Below are 3,872 nucleotides of genomic sequence, written 5' to 3'. Positions count from 1 at the left end.
GGTGGCCAAGGCCGAGATCGAGAAGGTCAAGGGCATCGAAGGCGTTTCGAAGAACCGCCGTTCGCTGCTGCCCTATGGCGCCATCGTGCTGCAGGAGATCATGGCGGCGATGCAGCCGTCGAAGATCATCGTCTCGGCGCTCGGCGTGCGCGAAGGCTTTCTCTATTCGCTGCTCGACGAGGCGGAGCAGAAGGCCGATCCGCTGATTTCGGCCTCGGAGGAACTCGCCCGTCTGCGCTCGCGCTCCGTCACCCATGCGCACGAACTTGTCGACTGGACCGCCAAGACCTTTGCCGCCTTCGGCATCGACGAGACCGAGGACGAGGCGCGCTACCGCCACGCGGCCGCATTGCTGGCCGACATCGGCTGGCGCGCGCATCCCGAATACCGCGGCAAGCAATCGCTCAACATCATTGCGCACGCGTCCTTCTTCGGCGTCGACCATCCTGGCCGTGCTTTCCTGGCGATGGCCAACGCCTATCGTCACGACGGCATCTTCAACGAAGCCATCGCCCCCGAGATCAAGGCTCTGGCATCGCCGCGTTATCTGGAGCGCGCCCGCGTGCTCGCCGCGATGATGCGCGTCGTCTACCTGCTGACGGCGTCGATGCCCGGCATCATGCCCAGGCTGAAATGGGAACAGCGCGCCAACGGCGTGCTGGCGCTGGTCTTGCCGGCATCGCTGGCGGACCTCTATGGCGAGCGGCCGGCCGGGCGCCTGGCGCAGCTGGCCAGGATCACCAACCGCCGGCTGGTGCTGGCCGTCGAGGGTGGCCCCAGCATGTCGGTGAAATAAGGCGCTAGCTGCTAGCAGACCCGTGTCTTATCTGACTTAAGCGGAGACTTGCCGGTCGTACTTCGCCGGCGGCTTCGCGTTTGATGACCGGCTTCCCCAATCCGTCGCTGCTTTGCAGCGTCACCTTTCCCCCATCCGGAGGGAAAGGAAGGGAGCCTCGTTGGAAGAGCGTTGGCGGCAATAGGCTCGCGCCCTTCCTCTACCCCGTCGATCGGGGGAGAGCGACTATCTGGGGTGTCAAGTTGCACTCGCGAACTCGTTGCGCGCATCGCGTGCTTTTGCATTGAGGATGACGAGGAGTTTTCTGGCGAGTGCGATGCGGATGAGCATTTTTGGCTTTCCCGCCTGTTGCAACCGTTGAGCGAAAGCTTTGAGATTGGATCGAATTTGGCCACGATGGCTGCGACGATGAAGAGGATGCCACGCGGCCCGGCGCGTCCGCCGCGCACATGCCTGTTGCCGGTGCGCTTGCCGCTATCGTTGGCGAAGGGAGCGAGGCCTGCCAGCTTGGCGATGGCCTTGTTGGAGATGAGGCCGATCTCGGGCAGTTCGGCCATCAGGCGGGCGACGGTGCGTCCGGCCACGCCCTTCAGCGAACGAAAGGCCTGCTCCAGCCTGGCCCACAGCGGATCGTCATCGATCATCGAGGCAATCTCGCCTTCCAGGCGCCGTTGCTCGCGCTTGAGGAAGGCCAGCATCGCCTCGATGCTGGCGCATACCTCGGCGTCGCGTGCGGCACTTCTACGCTGCTTGTTGATGGTCGCATCGCCGACAATCTGGCAAAGCCGGCCAACCAACGCGGCAAGCCGCTGCTGGGCGGCGCTTGGCGGTGGCGTCGGCACAGTGTTCTTGACTGCGCCGTAGTGGGCGATGACAGCGGCGTCGATCCTGTCGGTCTTCTCAAGATAGCCCATCGCCTCGGCGAAACGGCGCACGCTCTTGGCATTGACCACGCCGCACGGCATGCCGTGCGTCCACAAGAGCATGAATCCCAGCCGTTCATAGCCGCCCGATGCCTCCATCACCGCAAGGGCTGCGTCATGGCTGCGGCAGAACAGCCAAAGAGCTGCGATCCCCGCCGCGTCGTTGGCGAAGCGCGCTGCCGCTCCGCCAGGCCAGACATGCGCGTCCAGCCAATCTTTCGAAACATCAACTCCACAAATAATCCTGTTCACGGTAACCTGCCTTGTGCGTACGGTTGGAACCAAGCGACTGTTCGGTCGTGCGTGATGAAGGCGAAGATCCCAAGCTCTCCCGCGGCTGTAACCTCAGGTGGTACGGGCGACTTCGCCAAGCCAAGGTCCGGGCGGCCACCCGGACCTTGGCTCAATCGCTCTAATCCCACGAAATCTCTCTCGTGTAGATACAAGGTGGCTCGGCAAAGCCGGGACGGAGTGGGGGGCGACCAGCTCGGGCGCGTGTAAGCAAAAATATCAAACCGCGCCGCGCCCGTCGATCGACCATGCGCCGGCGCCGGCCATCGCCAGCGCTACAAACCCACCTGATATCGCAATGTCCTTCATCAGCATCTGCTGGTGCAGGAAGGCGAGCATCGCGTCGCCGCCGCCCTGGCCATAATGGCCGATGAAGCCGGCGACGATACAGAAGGCAGCGAGCAGAAGCGCTATGATCCGGGTCTGGAAACCGACCAGGATGAGCAGCCCGGCGATCAGTTCGAACAGTCCCGTGCCCCAGGCGGCAAGTGTCGGCAGCGGCAGGCCGAGGCCGGCGAAGTAGCCTGTGGTGCCGGCGATGTCGCTCAATGCATGGAAACCGGAAGGCACGAACAGGGCGGCGAGCAGCAGCCGGGAGAGCAGGAGCAGCGCGTTGCGGGGCATGTTCACACTCCGTTGTCGGCCGCCGGCCGGCCTCGTCCCGATAGCCCCGATCCTATCAGAAACTCCGGCCGACAGATCGGCGATCATGCACCAACAACGAAAAAGCGGCGCGGAAAATTCCGCGCCGCTTTCTTGTTCGGCTATTGCCGGGTCTTGGCTCAGCCGCGCTTGGCGTCGATCGAATAGGCACCGGCGCCCGAGGAAGCCAGCACGAGGAAGCCGCCCGCAATGGCGAGGTTCTTGAGAAACTGGATCATCTGCATCTGGTCGGCCCAACCGGTGTGGGCGACCAAACCGGTAGCGACCGTGAAGACCGCCAGCACCCAAGCGACAATCCGGGTCTTGAAGCCGACGAGGATGGCGAGGCCGCCGAGAAGCTCGATCAGGCCGACGACGGTGGCCGTTACGGTCGGCAAGGGCAGGCCGAGGCTGCCGAAATAGCCCGCTGTTCCGCTAATGGCGGTGAGCTTGCCGAAACCTGAAAGCAGGAAGATGACCGCGAGCAGGACGCGGCCGAGGAGGATGGTGGTCGAGGCATTGGATGCGCCGGAACCGGCGACTGAAATGTTGGTGGACATGGTGGCTCTCCGGGATGGGTTGATGCCGGGGAGATAGAGCAAACCGACTGTTCACCAAAGCCACCAGACTGGCGACACATTGTTCACAGTACTTACGTTTCCGTGATCGGGCGGCCTGCGCAAAATTCGCTTCGGGTGAGGTCGTGACGGGAGTAAATTCTCCCTCACGAAATATCGGGCTTTTGGTGACGCAATTCCGGACCGAAAACCGCAGACACTTTTCCTGGAATTGCCTACCCCGGATGCGTCATATCCTCCGGCCGCACCAGGCGGTCGTAATCGGCTTCGCTGACCAGCCCGGTGGCGAGCGCTTCCTCGCGCAAAGTGGTGCCCTTCTTGTGCGCGGTCTTGGCGATCTTGGCGGCATTGTCGTAGCCGATGGTCGGCGCCAGCGCCGTCACCAGCATCAGCGATCGGTCGAGTGCCGCCTTGATGTTGTCTTCGCGGGCCTCGATGCCGACGACGCAATTGTCGGTGAAGGAGACCGAGGCGTCGGAGAGCAACTGCACCGACTGCAGGAAGTTGTAGGCCATCAGCGGATTGTAGACATTGAGCTCGAAATGACCCTGGCTGCCGGCGAAGGTGAGCGCCGCATTGTTGCCGAACACCTGTACGCAGACCTGCGTCAGCGCCTCGCACTGGGTCGGATTGACCTTGCCC

At 63.2% G+C, this 3,872-nt stretch carries 2 protein-coding genes and 3 pseudogenes; 1 reads left to right on the top strand and 4 read right to left on the bottom strand.

Features of this window, described 5'->3' with window-relative positions; translation table 11 throughout:
* A pseudogene (locus tag EN932_RS31050) lies at nt 1–796 on the top strand (exopolyphosphatase); the annotation flags it as partial.
* Nucleotides 797–1,033: 237 nt separating this feature from the next.
* On the opposite strand, the pseudogene EN932_RS31045 reads toward EN932_RS31050, so the two are convergent.
* From EN932_RS31045 to fumC, 4 genes and pseudogenes are all read right to left on the bottom strand, one after another.
* Nucleotides 1,034–1,971: pseudogene (locus tag EN932_RS31045) on the bottom strand (IS110 family transposase).
* A gap of 258 nt (nt 1,972–2,229) precedes the next feature.
* Complete coding sequence (locus EN932_RS31040) at nt 2,230–2,634, bottom strand: DoxX family protein (protein WP_013532414.1); 405 nt, start codon at nt 2,632–2,634, stop codon at nt 2,230–2,232.
* A gap of 158 nt (nt 2,635–2,792) precedes the next feature.
* Nucleotides 2,793–3,212, bottom strand: a complete 420-nt coding sequence (locus tag EN932_RS31035) for a DoxX family protein (RefSeq protein ID WP_013532413.1) — start codon at nt 3,210–3,212, stop codon at nt 2,793–2,795.
* A 233-nt stretch (nt 3,213–3,445) separates the two neighbouring features.
* Nucleotides 3,446–3,872, bottom strand: a pseudogene (gene fumC, locus EN932_RS31030) (class II fumarate hydratase); the annotation flags it as partial.

Origin of the sequence: Mesorhizobium sp. M7A.F.Ca.US.002.01.1.1 (genome assembly GCF_004022955.1) — a bacterium.
In the GTDB taxonomy this organism is placed as follows: Bacteria; Pseudomonadota; Alphaproteobacteria; order Rhizobiales; family Rhizobiaceae; genus Mesorhizobium; species Mesorhizobium ciceri.
The sequence above is the reverse complement of the archived record's forward strand: the minus strand, read 5'-3'. Positions and strand labels throughout refer to the sequence as shown.